We start from the raw sequence: 19,615 nt of genomic DNA, 5'->3' as shown, positions 1-19,615 counted from the left end.
CTTTAACTAGGGCACTTGTGGTAGGAACTGGCGGCGTGAACGCGCGACCAAAAGGACGCCGGCAATAATACAGACCGCCATAATGGCTGCTAATGCGCCTAATCCCGAGCCCCTACGGGCATTCGACGTGGGTTGCATTGTCTGGCTGGCAGCCACTTCGGGTTGCACCGCGGCGTGAAGATCTTGCACTCCAGAATGCTGGCCTTTTGACGCGGATTGATCCTCTATCAAAATAACGCCAGCCCATGGAATTGGCGAACCAGACTCCCCTTCCTTACTTGCCGTAGCACCGCTGTCACTTGCCGGGGCAGGCGACTCACCTACCACTGACACCTCCGATGGCGCCCCATTCAAACTATCTGTGGCTTCGATAACTTCGCCCGCACGGATCTGCACGCTAGTGTCCTGTGGTGCACGATATTGGTCAAGCACCGGCGGTGCCATCACCCGGTTCCGTCGCTCCTCGGAATTGCCCTGAACCTTTTGGCCAAAGACACTAGCAATCACATCGATGGCATGAAAATGCAGCTCATCTACAGCTTTCTCCTGCAGCTTTCGCAGTTCCTCCACTGACTGCATCCCCGCATTCTGGGGCTGTGCCGGGCCAACTCGTAACTGGGCTGACGGGGCGACAGTGGGGGTTACGTCGTCGTTGTCGCTCCGCGCGGAATCATCCCCAGCCCAGCCCATCTCGCCCAAAGAGAATCCTGCGCCGGGTACGGCCCGGTCGGCCCAATTGGGATCCAAACCTTCAGTGAATTCATCATCCGACAAATATGGTTTCAACAGGTCGGTGGGTGTTTCTGGAACCGCTTGATCCGGGACCGGCTCGTTGTTGATACTGACCATCCCGCCATTTTCAGGATCAGTCTCCTGCAGAGAGACGGCCAGGGGCGCGGTAGTCAACGAAGACGACGTGCCAGTCATAGACGAATGGCCCGCGGCAGAAGTGACTGCGTGTTCATGGGCTAACGCTGGGTGCGCCAAAGTAAGGCTTGTCAACGCGAGCGTCGAGAAGCCCAGCAATCGCGCGCGAGCATGGTTCATGAACTGCGGTTTCCCCACCTAAGGAGCAAAGCTGAGTGAGATACAGGATAATCTTAGCAAACTTTTAGTTTCTGGAGAAGTGTTTCGGACCACTTCGACACATCAGCCCGCCACATTCTAGCTTCCCTGCAAAGCGATTGAGAATTAACGCGGAAGTCCCCGGCTAAACAGCCGGGGACTAAAGGGAGAACGGGTTCTACTAAACCAACAACTCCGCGATCTGAATCGTGTTCAGCGCAGCGCCTTTACGCAGGTTGTCGCCGGATACGACGAGCACCAAGCCGCGGTTGTCATCGACCGTTTGGTCTTGGCGGATACGCCCAACCAAGGATTCATCGATTCCGGTCGCTGCGAGCGGCGTGGGAACGTCGACCAAGCTCACGCCGGGTGCGTCTGCGAGCAGCGTCTTCGCTTCCTCAACGGTGATCGGGCGCTCGAACTCGGCGTGAATCGTGAGGGTATGCCCGGTAAAAACTGGCACGCGCACGCAGGTACCTGCAACTTTGAGTTCAGGGATCCCCAGGATTTTCCGGGATTCGTTGCGTAGCTTTTGTTCTTCGTCGGTTTCTAGGGAGCCGTCGTCGACAAGGCTGCCGGCCAGGGGCACGGCATTGAAGGCGATCGGGGCGACGTATGGGCCCAAGTCAGCGGGGGCGAGCTGCGAGCCTTCGTGTGCGAGCACGGTCGGGTCGTCAAGTTCTCCGACCTGGCCGGCCAGAGCTGCCACCCCAGCCACGCCGGATCCGGAGACGGCCTGGTAGCTCGATACGTGCAGTCGCTGCAGCCCCGCGCGGTCGTGCAGTGGCTTGAGGACTGGCATCGCTGCCATCGTGGTGCAGTTCGGGTTCGCGATGATGCCCTTGACCAGGTTCTCCGCCTGATCCGGGTTAACTTCAGAGACGATGAGGGGAACTTCGTCGTCTTTACGCCATGCGGAGGAATTATCCACGACGATGGCCCCGGCAGCAGCGAAGATCGGTGCGTACTGCTTGGAGGTGCTACCACCTGCGGAAAACAGGGCGATATCAATACCGCGGAGGGACTCTTCGGTGGCCTCGGCGAGGTCTTCCACGGTGATGTCCTTGCCCCGGAAAGGCAGGGTGCTGCCCGCGGAGCGCGCCGAGGCGAAGAAGCGGATGTCATCACAAGGGAAGTTTCGCTCTTCGAGGATTGCGCGCATCACGCGGCCGACCTGGCCGGTGGCGCCTACGACTGCAACTGTGGTCATGGTGATTCTCCTATCGTCCGGTTCCAGCGTAGACCTTTGCCTCTTCATCGCCACCAAGCTCGAAGGCGGCGTGGAGTGCGCGGGCCGCTTCTGGGAGCTCGGATTCGCGAATCAGCACAGAGATACGGATCTCGGAGGTGGAGATGAGTTCAATATTGATGCCGTGGTCACGCAGCGTTTCGCAGAAGGTTGCGGTCACTCCTGGGTGGGACTTCATACCTGCGCCCACGAGGGATACCTTGCCGACTTGGTCGTCGTAAAGCACGTTGGCCCACCCCTCGGCCTCCTGAATCTTCTTCAGCATCTCGACAGCACGCGGCCCCTCCGAGCGAGGGCAGGTGAAAGTGATGTCGGTGAGATTGTTCTCGATTGCCGAGACGTTTTGCAGCACCATGTCGATGTTGATCTCGGCATCCGCGACGGTGCGGAAGATTTTCGCCGCCGCCCCAGGGGAATCCTGGATGCCAACGATGGTGATCTTTGCCTCAGAGTTGTCGGTTGCTACACCGGTGAGCGTTGCTTCTTCCACTGGGATATCCTCCATAGAACCGGCGACGAGGGTGCCGGGGTCATTGCTATACGACGAACGGACGCGCATCGGAACTCCAAATGCGCGGGCATACTCCACGCTGCGCAGCACCAAAATTTTCGAGCCGACTGCTGCGAGCTCCAGCATTTCTTCGAAGCTGAGCTTCTCTAGCTTCTTGGCGTTGGACACGATGCGCGGGTCGGCGGTGTAGACGCCGTCGACATCAGAGTAAATCTCGCACACGTCGGCCTTCAGCGCGGCAGCCAGCGCGACGGCGGTAGTGTCCGAGCCGCCGCGCCCAAGGGTGGTGACGTCTTTCGACTCACGGTTCACGCCCTGGAACCCAGCGACGAGGCAGATCCGGCCCTTGTCCAGCGCTTCCCGCACTCGTCCCGGGGTAACCTCCACGATGCGCGCATTGCCGTGCTTCTCGGTGGTGATAACGCCAGCTTGCGACCCGGTAAACGACTGCGCCTTCGCCCCAAACGACTCGATCGCCATAGCTACCAGCGCGTTCGAAATTCGCTCGCCGGCCGTCAGCAACATGTCCATTTCCCGGCCCGGCGGCACTGGATTGACCTGGGCAGCCAGATCCAGCAATTCATCAGTGGTGTCACCCATTGCCGAGCACACCACCACGACGTCATGCCCCTGCTTCTTGGTCGCGACGATTCGCTCCGCCACAGCCCGAATTCGCTCTGCGGTTTCCAACGAAGAACCGCCATACTTTTGCACGATGAGTGCCATCTGCTACCCCTTTCGCGCTTCTCGACTCTTTGCCCGTTTCATTCTACTGTGCTCTACCGCGCTTACCGACGCCAATAGTGACTAATAGATCACAATATCATTCACTCGAATGTATTTTATACGGCGTGGTGAAGCTTAGCTAAAGCTAGTTTAGCATTGCTTCATTAAGTGTTGCGGTTGCCAGGTAGAGCGCACTTTCAAGTAGCGTTGACACCGTGCAAAGTAATCTTCTGGCTGTGCTGTTCGCGCTCGCGTCCGCACTTACGATCGCTTGGGGCACCGTGGTGCGCCATCGCATCGCAGAAGCAGCACCCCAAGGAGGTAACGCCGCCATCCTCGCCGCTATGAAGCGGCCACTGTGGTGGGCGGGCATGTCCACCGCCATCATCGCCTACGTACTGCAAGTCGTTGCCTTAGGCTTTGGGCCGTTGCTGGTGGTGCAGCCCATCTTGGTGATGTCACTGATGTTCACACTGCCACTATCCGCACACTACGACGGCCGACGCATCACAGTCAGCGAAATGACCTGGGCTTCCATACTCACCGTCTCAGTTTCCGTGCTTGTTCTACTGGGACGCCCCCTACCCGGCGATTCCCACCCACCCCTGGAAAAGTGGTTCATCCCTGGCGGGATCGGCATCTTGATCCTGTTTGCACTAGACCGGTTCGCCTACCGACAGATCCGCCGCGAAAAAGCCCTACTCTTGGGGATCGTTTGTGGCGGAACCTTTGGCTTCGTGGCAGTTTTCTCCAAAGCAGTCGCCGACATCTTCCGCCTCTACGGCCCCCTCGGGCTACTAACCAACTGGGAAACCTACGCACTGGTCGCGGCAGCAACCATCGGGACTGTCGTCCAACAATCATCCTTCAACGCAGGCGCACTGAAGAACTCGCTCCCAGCCATGAAAAGCGGCGAACCCGTCTTCGCCTTCACCCTCTCCTACCTCATCCTAGGCGAAAAGTTCCAGGCCACCGACCTCGAATGGCTATGGATGGCGATCGCCGCCTTCCTCATGATCTTTTCCACCGTCATGCTTTCCCGACGTGGCGTTGGTTAATGTTCGCCGGCTGTGACGGCTGTGGCGGTTGGTGGCGGTTGCGGCGGTTGGTGGCGGTTGGTGGCGGTTGGTGGCGGTTGCGGCGTCCTACAGGACGTCAGCTACGGTGCACCAAACTGCACAAAACTACCCAAAACCCACCCATTCCAGCACTTTCACGCACCCTCGATGACACCACACCTACAGGACGTCAGCTACGGTGCACCAAACTGCACAAAACTACCCAAAACCCACCCATTCCAGCACTTTCACGCACCCTCGATGACACCACACCTACAGGACGTCAGCTACGGTGCACCAAACTGCACAAAACTACCCAATCCGCGAACTCCGGCTAAATCGCCCACTTCGTGGCAATCAACGGGTGTCCAGAAATCAGGGCACCAAAAACTACCCAGCTGAGCAGCAACAATCCCCACCTGAGGTAGCTCATCACTCTAAGAGCTGTGCTCAGCCCGCCACTCACCCGCATCTCATCAGGCGAACCATCAGCAGCAACACCAGAACCAGTCTCAACACCATCACCAACAAAACCCCGCGAAATAGCCAAAGCCACTGGTAGGAGACAGATTATTGCTGGTAGAAGTAGTCGGGGTCGGGCAGTAAGCACTCCATCGGAAAGCAGAATGTTGGCGGCCACTCCAGCGCTAAACAGCCAGACCGGCCACGGCAACGCACTCTCCCCAACACCGGCAACACCGCCAACCTGACCAAGACCACCACCCGAACGCACCGATCCCAACGCGCTCGGCAGCGTAGCAAGCAGACAAACCACTGTCGCAAGAATGAAGAATCCGCAGATCACCACCCATGAGTCAGAGGTGCCGGAGAAGCCCCAGCGCAAAAACCTCAGGACGGATTCACCGAAGTCAAAGGTGGAATTCCATCCCTTCTTCTGTAGTCCGAAGTATCCTCCGATGTCGCGGGTGTGGCTCTGCACGAAGCCGAGGTAGCTGATGAGTCCCAGTGACGAAATCACGAGCGCGATCCAGGCTGACAGACGGGTGCGCCCCCACGCTAGGACGACGATCGCGAAGACAATGAACAGGTCGATGCCGGTAAGTCGCGTGAGGCAGGTGAAGAAGACCAGCACTCCAGCCAGCCACCAGCGTCGTTGCAGCATCGCCCACAGTGCCCAGTAGGCGAAGGCCGCGAACATCGCTTCGGTGTACGTCATGTTGTAGGTCAGCGCCATCGGCGCTCCCGCGACAAGTACTCCGGCCGCGATGCGCCCCCGAAGTCCTGCCCCCATGTGCCCTGCGATAAACATCGCCGCTGCAACCAGTGCCGTGCCGGCCACTACGTTGATGAGGATCCCGGCCTGGAACAGCGACAGCCCCGTGATTTCGCTGACTAGTCGCATCGTGAATGGGAACAGCGGGAAGAAAGCGAGTCTCGTCTCGAAGTCATTCGCCGGAATCCCCGGCCCGGTTTCAAAGTAGCCGCCGCGCGCGATCGCTTGGTAGTGCATGGCGTCCCACCGGTCCAAGACGCTGGTCAGTGACTTGCCACGTTCGTCGGCAAGCAGCAGGACAACTAGCAGCCGCACCGCGCTCGTAACCAGGAACACCCCGGCCGCCCAGAACCAGTCGGGGTGGATTCGCGGAAGGGATTGTCGAGGTGCAGCGGGTGCGGTCATGGCGAATAGATTAGCCCATTTGGGGGATTTTCATGACGCGAGCCCCGCAAGAGTGTAACCTGCGTTACATGGCTTTCATGCAGCGCGCACTTCTCCTTCTTTGCCGCGGCGGGTTCTAGGTCTCTTGTGGCCGGCTCCCCGTCGCGGAGCTTGTCGACGCCGGCCTGCCCACCACCCCAAAGGAGAACAGCCCTCATGACCACTGCCACCGATTCTTTCATTACAGCTCCCGCAGAATTGACCAAGCCTGCCGGGGAGATTCCGGCCGGCCAGCCCGCCTGGAATAAGCAGCGGCCGTCGGCAATGCCCGTGAACCGCTACCAGCCTTACGATGTCGAGGTGCAGGATTTCCAGCTGGAGGACCGCACTTGGCCGTCGAAACGCATCACGAAGGCCCCGCAGTGGTGTGCTGTGGACCTGCGCGACGGCAACCAGGCGTTGATTGATCCGATGAGCCCGGAGCGCAAGCGGCGGATGTTTAATCTGCTGGTGCAGATGGGTTTCAAGGAGATCGAGGTCGGGTTCCCTAGTGCTTCGCAGACGGATTTCGATTTTGTCCGCGAGATCATCGAGAAGGACATGATCCCCGCAGACGTCACTATCCAGGTGCTGGTGCAGGCGCGCGAGCACCTGATTCGACGCACATTTGAGGCCTGCGCGGGCGCGAAGAATGTGATCGTGCATTTCTACAACTCGACGTCGATACTGCAGCGCGATGTGGTGTTCCGCAAGGACAAGGCCACGATCAAGAAGCTGGCTACCGACGCCGCGGAGCTCATCAAGACGATTGCCCAGGACTACCCGGATACGAACTGGCGTTGGGAATATTCGCCAGAGTCCTACACCGGGACCGAGGTGGAGTTCGCGCTCGAGGTATGTAACGCGGTGACCGCCGTGATGGAACCAACGCCGGAGAAACCGCTGATCATCAACCTGCCGTCGACGGTGGAAATGATCACTCCCAACGTGTACGCGGACTCCATCGAGTGGATGAGCCGCCACCTAGACAGGCGAGAAGCCATCATCTTGTCTCTGCACCCGCACAACGACCGTGGTACCGGCGTCGCAACAGCCGAGCTGGGCTATATGGCTGGTGCCGACCGCATCGAGGGCTGTCTGTTCGGCAACGGCGAACGCACCGGCAACGTCTGCCTGGTCACCCTCGGCCTGAACATGCTGACCCAAGGTGTGGACCCTTGCCTGGACTTTTCCGACATTGACCTGATCCGACGCACGGTCGAATACTGCAACCAGCTGCGCGTCCCGGAACGCCACCCCTACGGTGGCGACCTGGTTTTTACCGCGTTTTCCGGTTCGCACCAGGATGCCGTCAACAAGGGTTTCGATGCCCTGCGCGCCTCCGGTTCGGACATCTGGGAGGTGCCTTACCTGCCGATCGACCCGAAGGATGTGGGACGCACCTACGAAGCGGTCATCCGCGTCAACAGTCAGTCCGGCAAGGGTGGTGTCTCCTACATCCTCAAGACGGACCACGGCATCCAGCTGCCCCGGGCGATGCAGGTGGAGTTCTCCTCGGTGGTGCAGGCCGTCACTGATGCCGAGGGTGGCGAAGTAAGTTCCAAGGCGATGTGGGACATTTTCGCCACCACTTACCTGGACTCCACTTCCCCACTTGAGCTGGTGTCCGTGCATGTCAACGACGATGAAAGCTCCGACGGCCGTAAGTTCAGCGTCCGCGCCGATGTCGAATACCGTGGCACCGCGTACTCCCTCAGCGGCACTGGAAACGGCCCGCTGGCCGCCTACGCGAACGCGCTGGAAACGCTGAGAATCGACGTCGAAATCCAGGAGTACACGCAGCACGCTCGCTCCGCAGGTGACGACGCCGAAGCCGCCGCCTACGTGCTCGCCAACGTCAATGGTGACCTTGTGTGGGGTTGTGGCATCGATCCGTCGATCACCAATGCTTCCATCGCTGCGGTTACTTCCGCGGTCAATCGAGCGCTCTAGTCATGCTGCTAGTCACGTGGCCGCGGGCGTGTCTGATCTTGGCGCTTAAGCAGGTAGAATAAGCCACTAATGACTATCGAGCACACCACGCAGCCGCCTGCCGACCCCGCCCAGAGTGAATCGGCAGGCTCCGCGAGCAATCAGGATCGCCACCAAGACCGTTCCCAGCGGGAGGCCGAACTCGTCGCCGCGCCATTTGCCGTGGTCCATGTCGATTCTTCGGGCATCCACCCGTCGACAGCTCGGATGGTGGCGCTCACTATCGTGCTGCTCAGCCCAACCGGCGACGTCGTGGAGACGTTTTACCAGGTCTTTGACTCCGAATCCGACATCGGCCCGCAACACCTGCACGGGCTCACGCCGGCAGACATTGCGGATCAACCGAGCTTCGGCAAGACACTCCGGCAGGTCAACGGGCTTCTCGACGGCCGAACCCTCATCATGCACAACATGCCTCGCACCTGGGGTTTTGTTTACGCCGAGTCGAAGCTGGCCTTGCGCAATGCGCAGAAGCGGGCCCGGAATCGGACTCGGAACCGTCGAGGCCGACGTCGCGTCGGGCGGGTAGCCCGCCCAGCGTTGCTCGTGGATACCTTGGCCTCCGCACGTCGCGCCGGATTACCGCTCACGGATTCCCGGGTGCGCGCCGTGGCCACCGAGTTGGGAGTCAGCGAGCTGTCGGCCGTAGCTTCGGTCGAGCGGGCACAGCGCCCGGCGCAGGAGGTCAGCGTGGAGACCGCGCAGCTGATCGGAAAGATCTTCTTCCGGCTGCGCGAGCACGCCGCCGAGTACCAGCCCAACAATTTGAAAGCTGACCGGTTCGGGCTACAACGCTCCATCACACGAGTGGAAGCCATGGATACCCCGAGCGCATTCGAAAACCCAGGGGTTTACGAGCCCGGAACACGACTCGTGCAGGGCATGGAGTTTGTGGTGAGCCCGGACATTGAAATGGATCCCGACTCGGTGATCGCGGCGGGCGTCGCCAAAGGCCTGTCCTACGGCGAGAAGGTAACCAGGCAGTCCAGCGTGGTGGTGTGCAACATGACCTCTATCCTGCGCGGAAAGGCCATGCACGCGGATCGAAAGCACATCCCGCTTATCGACGACGCGACGTTCCTCGAACTCCTCGCCGATGTGGCACCCGGGGTAAGCGTCACGAAGCAAGCTGCTCCTACGCGTACCGCTTCCCCGGTAACGGTGCAGAAGCCGAAACCGCGCGGACGCAGGCGGAGCTCACGCAGCAACAAACCAAACCGAGCGGGGCAAACGAACCGAGCACCGCAGCAGGAAGCCTAGCCGCGCTGGGCGAGAAGCCGAGTCGCGCCGGGCAGGAAGTCGAGTTGCGCCGGGCAGGCGCTAGAATTTGAGGAATGAAGTTACCGTCTCCTCTGCAACGTGCCCGCACGGCGCTGGCAGCCACCGCAGCTGCCGCGGCTACGAAGGCTTCGCAGCTCTCCGGACGTGGCGCCGGTGGCATGATTGGTGGTTTGGTCGCCAACGCGATCGACCCGAACATCATGGCGTATCTTGGTGGCGGGCGTCCGGTGGCGCTGGTCACCGGCACGAACGGCAAGTCTACGACCACCAGGATGTTGGTCGGCGCACTGCGCACCAAGTTCAGCGTCGCTACTAATGATGGTGGCGATAATATGGACGCCGGCATCATCGCGGCATTGCTCAAAGGCAAGGACGCGTCCCATATTGTCTTGGAGTGCGATGAGCTGCACGTTCCGGCGGTAGCTGACCGGTTGAAGCCAAGCGCTCTTGTGTTGCTGAACCTGACTCGCGACCAGCTGGATCGGGTGGGCGAGATCAACAAGATTGAGCGGACGCTGCGGGCTGCGGTAAACAAGCACCCAGAGATGACCGTGATCGCGAACTGCGATGATGTTCATGTCACCTCGGTCGCATTCGACTCCCCCAATGTCATTTGGGTGTCTGCTGGTGCGGGCTGGGTTGGCGATTCCGTCTCCTGTCCACGCACCGGTGGCCATGTGGTGCGCGATGGTGCGGACTGGTATGCGGTCAAACCGCTTCCCGACGGCCGCGAGTTCCGCCGCCCCACCCCGACCTGGGAGATTAGTGCTGATGGCGTGACGCATGACGGCACCATTACCCCGTTGCATTTGGCGTTGCCGGGCAACGCGAACCGTGGCAACGCCACCCAGGCGATCGCTGCGGCCACAACTTTTGGAGTGTCGCTTCCTGAAGCTCTCCGGGCCGCTGAAGCCGTGGATAATGTCGCCGGCCGCTATTCGACGATCCGTTTTGAGCAGTGGGATGTCCACATGATTCTGGCCAAGAACCCGGCTGGTTGGCAGGAAGCTCTGTCGATGGTGGATCGCACCGCTGATGGCCTGGTCATTGCGGTCAATGGCCAGGTTGCGGACGGGGAGGATCTGTCCTGGCTGTGGGACGTGTCTTTTGAGGACTTCACTGATTCCCACGTTCACGCTGCTGGCGAGCGTGGTACCGACCTTGCCGTTCGCCTCACCTACGCCTCCATCTCGCATGACTTGCACGATTCCCCACTGGCAGCGATCCGTTCCTGCCCGCCGGGTCGGGTAGAGGTGCTCGCCAATTACACTGCGTTCCGCGACCTTAAGAAGGCTCTGTCATGATTTCCATCGGCCTCATCCTCCCCGACGTCCTCGGCACCTACGGCGACGACGGCAACGCACTCGTTCTGCGTCAGCGCGCCCGCATGCGTGGCTTGGAGGCGGAGATCGTGCGCGTGAAGCTCGGCGATCCGGTCCCTTCCACGCTGGATGTTTACTGCCTCGGCGGTGGTGAGGACACCGCGCAGATCCTCGCCGCTGAGCACCTCATCGCCGACGGCGGTCTGACGCGCGCGGCCAGCGCTGGACGGCCCATCTTCGCGATTTGTGCGGGCCTGCAGGTCCTCGGTGAATCCTTCCGAGCGTCGGGTCGCGTCGTTGATGGCGTCGGGCTTATCGACGCCACCACCGCCTCCCTCTCCAAGCGCGCCATCGGCGAAGTGGTCTCCACTCCTGTCTTGCCGGGACTGAGCGCTCCTCTGACGGGTTTTGAAAACCACATGGGCGCCACGATTCTGGGGCCAGATGCGTCTCCGTTGGGTTCGGTGACCCGTGGGGTGGGTAATACGGATTTGGCGGCTCTGGGAGCCGTTGAGGGCGGTTCTGTGTCTGTTTCGGAGCAGAAGCTTGCGGAGGGCGCAGTCCAGGGCTCTGTCATCGCGACGTATATGCATGGCCCGGCTTTGGCTCGTAACCCCGAGCTTGCCGACCTACTGTTGGCTCGCGCAATGGGTGTCGAGCTCGCTTCCCTTGCCCCGTTAGATTTGCCTGTTGTGGACAAATTGCGCGCTGAACGGCTGCGCTAGCTTAGAAATGTTTTGGGCCCAGTTCAATAGCCGGGCCCTTTTTAGTTGTCCCAGACGAGGGCTGCTCCAGCATGTCCAGTGAGAATCACACTAATCACAGCCACAACTGCTGCCACGATAGCCAGGACGCGCGCGGCGGTTACTGCTATCACTGGGACCTGCGGGAACTTCAACGCTAAGTGCTTTACGACGACCGAAATGGCAACCACCGTAGCGGCGATCAGCACGAATTTTGCTTTCATGGCGTGATCGCCGTATATGCCAGGATTCGCCTCGGTGGCGCCTTTGGCGACCATGAGTCCTTCACCGGTGTTGTTGCTGATGACTACGATTGCGGCCGTTCCCACTCCGAGGATGCTGGTGAGCCAGGCATGGTTGCGGTGCCAGCTGGGTTTGGTCGCTGCCCAGGCAGCTACGAGCGCTGCGATGGGGACGAGGATCACGGCGGCATGGACGATGAGCGGATGTGCAGGAATACCACCGATAAGAATGCTCATGACTTGTTTCCTTAGTCACAGCCTTCGGGGTGTTCCTGTTTTGTAGTGGGGTTATATTCTCCGTTTGCTTAGGCTTGGCTGATCCTGGGTGGGGTGTAGCGGCGGATATGGGACAACCCTCGTTCCTCCCTTTGGTGTGGGGTGGAACGAGGGTTGTGTGGTTTTCCCGAGGAACTCGGATCAGCTAGTTAGCTGTTTTAGGCTTCTCCGTCCTTGCGGCGTCGTACGAGTACGAAACCAAGCAGGAGGATGAGTCCAGCAACGAGGCTGAGTCCGATAACACTCGCGCCAGTCTTAGCCAGAGTGCCTCCCTTGCGAGGGGCTTTCTGGAGACCTTGGACGTCATTCTTAGGCGTGTCTTGGATGCGCAGAACTCGGTCTTGTGGCGCTGGTGGGGTGGTGACTACTGGTGCCGGAGGATTATTTCCAGAAGAACCTGGACGATCCGACGATCCAATAACACCCGGGATCAACGGAATGAGTGGGATCAATGGTACCCACGGTGGAATACCAGGCTTGCTGTGTGCATGCGCCGGGTCCTCCGAGGTCACCTTCTCAATCTCCTTGCCATCTTTATCCTTCGGAGTACTTCCATCAGGATTTCGTGGCGAGCCCTCAACCGTAGCCAGGTCACTGTGAACCTTGTCGGACCCTGGAGCCTTTACCTTTGCGACACAGGTCATAGTCTCACCGACAGCCAATTCAGTCTTAGGGCAAGTGATGTTCTCTGCAGCCACGGTATCGGCATTGAGGGCCTTGTCCGTCACCTGAACATCGACCAACTTGGTCAAACCAGTATTGGTCACCACAAACTCAATGGTCATGTCATGGTCCGGAGCAACCGCTACACCTGGAGCTGTATTTGCGTCATCGCCATTGATCTTCTTGACAACGCTGATTCCTGGAACCACGGCATTCGCTGGATCATGGTCCTCCACGACTGGTGGATTTTCCGGAACCTGCGGAGTCGTCGTCACCGATGGCTCACCTGGAACTGTAGTTTCTGGAATCGTGGTCTCCGGAACAGTTGTGCCTGGGACAGTCGTTCCTGGAACGGTCGTCGTAGCATTCGTCGTGCCAGGAATCGTGGTTCCCGGAACAGTCGTACCTGGGATCGTGGTTCCTGGGACAGTCGTACCTGGGGTCGGGGTAGGTGTCGGGAAGACTCCACCTGATGGAGGTGGCGTTCCTACTACCTTCGCGGTGTTTGTATGCTGCTCGCCGGCCGCCGGAGCCGGGATCGTTGCAGAACACGTAAACGATGCACCCGGTGCAAGCTCGGCGACCTTGTTGCCATCACCATTCTCGCAACGAATTTTATCTGCAGGCACCTTGTCATCGGTCACGACAACGTTGGTCAACGTGGTTGCACCGGTGTTCGTGACCTCAAATGTCACGTCCATCGGCTCTCCAGGATTAACGATCACACCTGGAGTGCTGTTGGCGTCATCGCCATTGATCTTCTTCACGATCTTGATGCTCGACGGCGAATCCACATGAGCAAACTCAGGATCCTCATCCGTCACCTTAGGCGGATTAGGGTTCGAAGGATCGCTTGGCGGAGTTCCTTCGACTCGACCCAAGTCGTAGTGGCCAACGCCTGGCTCAGGCGCCATGATTTTCGCAGAACAGGTCATTTCCTCGCCCGGAGCCAAATCGGTCTTCGGGCAGGTCACCTGAACATCTTCGTTACCTTCAGACTTAAACACCGTGTCCGAAACCTTCACATCATGAAGTTCGACATCACCAGTGTTCTTTACCTTATAGGTGACGTCCATCAGCTCACCGGTCTTTACAAGAGCGCCTGGCTTTTCATTATGGTCTTCGCCGTTGATCAGTTTGATGATCTTGATACCAGGAGTACCAGGAGCTGGAACCTCAGTCGTGGTCGTGACCGTAGCCGTCGCAGGATCGGTCGTCTTCAACGTCGTACCAGGAACAGTCGTACCCGGAACAGTCGTCGGCGGAACCGTAGAACCCGGAACCGTCGTCGACGGACCAGTCGTACCCGGAACCGTAGAGCCAGGAACAGTCGTACCAGGAACAGTCGTCGGCGGAACCGTCACCTCAACCGTACCCACATTCACGTGCGTCTCACCCACCGCAGGAACCTTCAGTACCTGCTTAGCAAAGCAATCCACAACCTGCTTCTGCTTCAGCTCACCAACAACATTATTGGTGGAACCGTTACACACAATGTACTCAGCAGCTACCTTATCGTCCGTGACAACAACATCCTTCAAATCCACACCACCGGTATTAGTAACCGTGAACTTAAAGTCCATCGCGTCACCAGCAACACCCGCCGCAACATCATTAGCGTCAGCCCACGCACCAGACGCGTCCAACACATACTTCTTAATCTCAACAGCAGGAGCCGGAACCTCAGTCGTGGTCGTGACCGTAGCCGTCGCAGGATCCGTCGTCTTCAACGTCGTACCCGGAACCGAAGTACCAGGATTAGTCGTACCCGGAACCGTCGTCGCAGGAACCGTCGTCTCAGGGTAGGTCGTACCCGGAACCGTCGTCGTCGCATCCGTCGTACCAGGAACCGTCGTACCAGGAAGCGTCGTACCCGGAATCGTCGACTCCGAAACAGTCGTACCCGGAATCGTCGTCGGCGGAACCTCACCAGCAACCGTACCCACATTCACGTGCGTTGCACCCGGAGCAGGAACATCAACCGCAGCAGTAGCAAAGCAGTCAACAGACTCCCCAGCCTTCACCAACGGAACAACATTCGTATTATCCGGCGCACACTGAATCAGACCAGAAGCAACCTTATCGTCCGTAACAGTGACATTCGTCAGATCCTTCTGACCAGAGTTCGTCACCACAAACTTAAAGTCCATCTTCTCACCAGCAACAGCAGCAGGAACATCATTAGCATCCGCCCACTGACCAGCAGCATCCTTGACGTACTTCTTAATCTCAACCTTCGGAACCACAGCATTAGCAGGGTTCGTCGTCGTCACAACCGTCGCAGGGACAGTCGACTCAGGAACAGTCGTACCAGGACGCGTCGTACCCGGAACCGTCGTCGTCGCATCCGTCGTACCAGGAACAGTCGTCCCCGGATCAGTCGTACCTGGAACCGTCGTCGGAGGAACCGTCACAGCCGCAGTACCCACATTCACATGCGAACCACCAGCAGCAGCCGGCGCCTTAAACGTCGCAGAACACGTCACCAACGCGCCCGGCATCAACACATCAACAACATTGTCGTCATCACACTTAATCTGATCAGCCGCAATCTTGTCATCCGTCACAGTGACACCACGAAGAACCGTAGTACCCGTGTTCGTCACCTCAAACGTGACATTCATATCCGAACCCACAGCAACAACCGCAGCCGCATCCACAGTATCCGCGTCAAAACCATTGATCTTCTTCACAATGCTGAAACCAGGAACACCAGGCTCAACCGGCGTGGTCGTGACCGTAGCCGTCGCAGGATCCGTCGTCTTCAACGTCGTACCCGGAACCGAAGTACCAGGATTAGTCGTACCCGGAACCGTCGTCGCAGGAACCGTCGTCTCAGGGTAGGTCGTACCCGGAACCGTCGTCGTCGCATCCGTCGTACCAGGAACCGTCGTACCAGGAAGCGTCGTACCCGGAATCGTCGACTCCGAAACAGTCGTACCCGGAATCGTCGTCGGCGGAACCTCACCAGCAACCGTACCCACATTCACGTGCGTTGCACCCGGAGCAGGAACATCAACCGCAGCAGTAGCAAAGCAGTCAACAGACTCCCCAGCCTTCACCAACGGAACAACATTCGTATTATCCGGCGCACACTGAATCAGACCAGAAGCAACCTTATCGTCCGTAACAGTGACATTCGTCAGATCCTTCTGACCAGAGTTCGTCACCACAAACTTAAAGTCCATCTTCTCACCAGCAACAGCAGCAGGAACATCATTAGCATCCGCCCACTGACCAGCAGCATCCTTGACGTACTTCTTAATCTCAACCTTCGGAACCACAGCATTAGCAGGGTTCGTCGTCGTCACAACCGTCGCAGGGACAGTCGACTCAGGAACAGTCGTACCAGGACGCGTCGTACCCGGAACCGTCGTCGTCGCATCCGTCGTACCAGGAACAGTCGTCCCCGGATCAGTCGTACCTGGAACCGTCGTCGGAGGAACCGTCACAGCCGCAGTACCCACATTCACATGCGAACCACCAGCAGCAGCCGGCGCCTTAAACGTCGCAGAACACGTCACCAACGCGCCCGGCATCAACACATCAACAACATTGTCGTCATCACACTTAATCTGATCAGCCGCAATCTTGTCATCCGTCACAGTGACACCACGAAGAACCGTAGTACCCGTGTTCGTCACCTCAAACGTGACATTCATATCCGAACCCACAGCAACAACCGCAGCCGCATCCACAGTATCCGCGTCAAAACCATTGATCTTCTTCACAATGCTGAAACCAGGAACACCAGGCTCAACCGGCGTGGTCGTGACCGTAGCCGTCGCAGGATCCGTCGGGGTCAACGTCGTTGAGGTGATGACGATTTCCGGCTTGGTGGTACCCGGAATCGTCGTCGCTGGAACAGTGGTCGGTGGAACCGTAATCGGCGGCACAGTGGTGCCTGGGAATGTGGTAGTTGCGTCCGTCGTACCCGGAACCGTCGAACCTGGAACAGTCGTACCCGGAACCGGGATTTCAGGACGGGTCGTTCCCGGAACCGTCGTCGCAGGTACCGTGGTCGGAGGTACCGTCACATGTGCAGTACCTACGTTGACATGCTGTGTACCTGCAGCCGGAGCCTTCCAGGTAGCGGTGAACACCGCAAACTCACCAGGCAATAGGATGTTATCCCATTGAGCCCAGGAACCATCAGTCTTCAACTTCTGGTTAGGGGGGACAATCATGTTCGTAGGGAGCACGTTATCCGTCACAGTGACAGGAGAAAGTGGAGCGTCGCCCGTATTTGTCACCTCGAAAGTGACCACCATGTCAGAGCCGACAGGCACCTCGACGGCTACATTGTTGGCGTCCTGGCCGTTAATCTTCTTCACGATCGAGGCAGCAGGTGTGCCAGGTGTAGGGATCGTCACACACGCATCATTATCAGAAACCTTGGCAGGGTCCTCACCCACCAAAGTCACAGCATTGTACGCACCAGTAGGCGACGCAGGATTCGTACCATCAACCGGCTCACACTTCGCAGCATCAGCAAGTTGCTGATCCGTCGCATCAGCATTCTTGGTGTAAGTCACCACAACCTTGAACGCCTTATTAGCGCCCTTAGCCAACGCCTCACCCTTAGAAACAAGGTAAGCACCATTATCATCCGCAGTCACAACCGTGCCGTCAACCTTGACCTCAGCAATCGTGTAACCAGGAACAACCCGCGGAGCATCCGTCAACTTACCGAACGTGCCATCAACACCACCGGTGTTATTAACCGTCACCGCGTACGACGCATCAAACGAACCATCCGCCTGCTGCACAGCAGCCGCAGCATCCGCAACCTTAACAACCTCAAACGCAGGATCCTTCACGACAGGGATACAAGCATCATTGTTTTCAACACCATCGGTATCGCCGTCCATTGTCACAAGGTTGTACAGGCCCTTTGATGGATCCCCGGCACCATTAGCAGCATCACAAGTCCCGAGGGAAGCCCAATCGGTGATCTGCGTCTGATCAACCTTAAAGGTCACCTCGACTACATGTTCTTTAGAAGCACCTACTGCAAGCTGATCACCAGCAGTAACCACGTATGGTGCGACGACAGGATTTCCATCAACCTTTACAGAATCAATCGTAAAGCCCGGAGGAGTTTGAGGAACGTCGATAACCTGAGCTGAAGTGGCATCCACCTTTCCAGTATTAGTGACAGTGACGGTGTAGTGCGTAACAACCGTTGTGGCACCGCGCGCGAGTGCAAGCTCTGAATCTACAGTTTCCTTCTTTACGGCAAAACGCGGAAGACACTTCTCATCACTGGAAATGTTGTTAGTCAGATCTGATTCTTTCTCATTACTAACGAGGCTTGCGGTGTTCTCTACACACTCAGTACTTTGCGTTGGGGTAGCCGTCAAAACAAATGATGCGGTTTTACCTCCGGCGAGACTTCCATGCGTGATAGTGACATTGGTCTTATCCGTAGCTGGTATGACATTTACAACATCCCACCCAGAAGTTTCAGTCTTCAGCGTTACCGAACCCGGCTCGTAGGCAGCTGTTGGAACTAAGTCAGACACCGTAAAACCGGTAACTGGACAATCCGAATCATTGGACACCGTCACCCGCCAGGCAACCTGTCCATCAGGAGCGGTAATGAGTTCTTTTTTGATGGAAAGCTCAGCCGTCTTTTTCACCAACTCATTAATGGCATACGCGTTTGATGTCGCGTCATTATTATATTGAGTCGGGGCCTGCGTGACCGAAACCAACTCAAACCCAGGATTATCCGAGTCGGGATTGGTCACCTTAATCTGATAGGCAAACCCTCCAGCATTATGACCGAACCCGAGGTTGCCGTTTCCATAAGTCCATGCCGTGCCATACACGCCAGAGGTTTGAAAGCCAACTCCCGAAGCGGTCTTAAGATTAGGAACTTCAAATGTCTTCACTTCGCCCGTAGAGGTGTTCATCCGATAGAGAGTTGGAATACCTCTGTGGTTGGGAGCAGTCGTAGTCAATGACCAAACGTACGGCGTTGAGTCAAAACCAACGGTTGCCCAGTCATTCGCACTCGTTGGCTTATCCGCAACCTTACCTACGTTTGTAACAGCGAAATATGCGCCAGAAGCCGTCAGTTGTGGAGATTTCCCGTCGGCGCCGAATGAAATCTTGTAAATAGCATTAGTACCCCCTGACGAGTTGTTGGCGAAGATATAATCACCGTTGAGATCAAAGGTACCGTTTGTCATTCCCGAGCTGATATCGATTGAAGCGACTACAGCGGGATCAATCTGCCCCAAATCAGCAATGGTGCCATCGACCGGGCTAATCCTTAGCAAATGGCCCATAGGATAGGCCGGTTCATTGTTTCCACCAGCATAAGGGCGATTTTGGGAGATCGCATAAATGTAGCCGTCTTTAGAATTATAGGCAATCGAATTATAGACCCAGTTAGTCACATCACCGACCGGGATAAACTCGGGATTTCCCCAGTCTTGACGAAAGAGCTGGGTATGATCACGCTCGGAACCACTAGGATCACTCTTAGCAACCCATACACTCGCACCGGAAGTTGTCGAGACCGACGCTAAACACTGGTCGGGAGTGATGTTCAAAACAGGATCAGACCCGCCAGAAGGTGTTTTGTTAGGGTCAATTGGACTGACAATCGCGGTGGTAACAGTAACATTGCTGTTTCCGGAGGTTCCCGCGCCGGTAGGCATGGTACCAGGGGTCGCCTGCAATGTAACCTGTAATCTTTGCTCTATACCTGTAACTGTTATTTCCTGCGGAAATTGCAGGACCAATGTCGTTCCATCATCGGAGGTTCCGGTCACCTGGCCAGAACCCTGAGAAGCAGTTGTGTAGGAGTAGGTGGCGCT

The 19,615-nt window shown here is 57.8% G+C and carries 11 protein-coding genes; 5 read left to right on the top strand and 6 right to left on the bottom strand.

The features are described from left to right. Positions 1-6 precede the first annotated feature (6 nt). The 3 genes from CEPID_RS01215 to CEPID_RS01205 form a co-directional block, all read right to left on the bottom strand. On the bottom strand, positions 7-1,047 hold the full coding sequence (locus CEPID_RS01215) for a hypothetical protein (protein WP_047239414.1): 1,041 nt from the start codon (positions 1,045-1,047) through the stop codon (positions 7-9). A 199-nt stretch (positions 1,048-1,246) separates the two neighbouring features. After that, positions 1,247-2,275 (bottom strand): aspartate-semialdehyde dehydrogenase, encoded by a 1,029-nt coding sequence (locus CEPID_RS01210; RefSeq protein WP_047239413.1) that lies wholly within the window; start codon positions 2,273-2,275, stop codon positions 1,247-1,249. A 10-nt stretch (positions 2,276-2,285) separates the two neighbouring features. Continuing rightward, entirely contained in the window at positions 2,286-3,551 is a 1,266-nt protein-coding gene (locus CEPID_RS01205; RefSeq protein ID WP_047239412.1) for an aspartate kinase, read from the bottom strand. A gap of 215 nt (positions 3,552-3,766) precedes the next feature. Here CEPID_RS01205 and CEPID_RS01200 point away from each other — a divergent pair, with 215 nt between their 5' ends. Further along, entirely contained in the window at positions 3,767-4,609 is an 843-nt protein-coding gene (locus CEPID_RS01200; protein ID WP_047239411.1) for a DMT family transporter, read from the top strand. Between the two features lie 334 nt (positions 4,610-4,943). Here the strand turns inward: CEPID_RS01200 and CEPID_RS01195 are convergent, their stop codons facing one another. Then, complete coding sequence (locus tag CEPID_RS01195) at positions 4,944-6,248, bottom strand: glycosyltransferase family protein (RefSeq protein WP_052843270.1); 1,305 nt, start codon at positions 6,246-6,248, stop codon at positions 4,944-4,946. A gap of 195 nt (positions 6,249-6,443) precedes the next feature. Between CEPID_RS01195 and leuA the strand changes: the two genes are divergently transcribed. The 4 genes from leuA (at position 6,444) to CEPID_RS01170 (ending at position 11,586) form a co-directional block, all read left to right on the top strand. Then, positions 6,444-8,219, top strand: coding sequence for a 2-isopropylmalate synthase (gene leuA, locus CEPID_RS01185; RefSeq protein ID WP_047239409.1), 1,776 nt, complete (start codon positions 6,444-6,446; stop codon positions 8,217-8,219). Between the two features lie 69 nt (positions 8,220-8,288). After that, a complete protein-coding gene (locus CEPID_RS01180; RefSeq protein ID WP_236684269.1) occupies positions 8,289-9,518 on the top strand; it encodes a DNA polymerase III subunit epsilon in 1,230 nt (409 codons plus the stop codon). Positions 9,519-9,592: 74 nt separating this feature from the next. Next, a complete protein-coding gene (locus CEPID_RS01175) occupies positions 9,593-10,843 on the top strand; it encodes a MurT ligase domain-containing protein (protein ID WP_047239408.1) in 1,251 nt (416 codons plus the stop codon). Then, the gene (locus tag CEPID_RS01170; RefSeq protein ID WP_047239407.1) at positions 10,840-11,586 is read left to right on the top strand and encodes a type 1 glutamine amidotransferase; all 747 of its coding nucleotides are present in this window, start codon (positions 10,840-10,842) and stop codon (positions 11,584-11,586) included. The genes CEPID_RS01175 and CEPID_RS01170 overlap by 4 nt, the downstream gene beginning before the upstream one ends. Positions 11,587-11,627: 41 nt before the next feature. Here the strand turns inward: CEPID_RS01170 and CEPID_RS01165 are convergent, their stop codons facing one another. Both CEPID_RS01165 and CEPID_RS01160 read right to left on the bottom strand, forming a co-directional pair. Continuing rightward, a complete protein-coding gene (locus CEPID_RS01165) occupies positions 11,628-12,083 on the bottom strand; it encodes a DUF2231 domain-containing protein (protein WP_047239406.1) in 456 nt (151 codons plus the stop codon). A gap of 197 nt (positions 12,084-12,280) precedes the next feature. Further along, the gene (locus CEPID_RS01160) at positions 12,281-19,456 is read right to left on the bottom strand and encodes a DUF7507 domain-containing protein (RefSeq protein WP_407921611.1); all 7,176 of its coding nucleotides are present in this window, start codon (positions 19,454-19,456) and stop codon (positions 12,281-12,283) included. Positions 19,457-19,615 lie beyond the last annotated feature (159 nt).

It is taken from the genome of Corynebacterium epidermidicanis, assembly GCF_001021025.1.
GTDB lineage: Bacteria > Actinomycetota > Actinomycetes > Mycobacteriales > Mycobacteriaceae > Corynebacterium > Corynebacterium epidermidicanis.
The sequence above is the reverse complement of the archived record's forward strand: the minus strand, read 5'-3'. Positions and strand labels throughout refer to the sequence as shown.